The organism is Paraburkholderia sp. NMBU_R16, from assembly GCF_013282575.1.
In the GTDB taxonomy this organism is placed as follows: Bacteria; Pseudomonadota; Gammaproteobacteria; order Burkholderiales; family Burkholderiaceae; genus Trinickia.
The window spans coordinates 1-255 of record NZ_JAAAYE010000386.1; the positions used below are offsets into that span (position 1 = coordinate 1).

The 255-nt window shown below is 64.7% G+C and carries 1 pseudogene; it reads left to right on the top strand.

The annotated features are described in order from the left end of the window. Positions 1-255: pseudogene (locus GWC77_RS30470) on the top strand (IS21 family transposase); the annotation flags it as partial.

A 255-nucleotide genomic window follows, 5' to 3' on the forward strand; every position in this document is an offset into this window, starting at 1 on the left:
GGGCGATGCTGCGCTCGAGGCGCTGCTGTTCCCGCCGGCGCCGCCGTCGAACCGCGAGCGCCCGAAGCCTGACTGGCCAACGGTGCATCGCGAGTTGGGCAAGAAGGGCGTCACGCTCGATCTGTTGTGGAACGAGTACAAGGCTCAGCAGCCACAGGGCTACGGCTACAGCTGGTTCTGCGAACATTACGAGCGTTGGGCAGCTACCCTTCCGGTAACGCTGCGTCAGGCTCATGCGCCCGGGGAGAAGTTGTT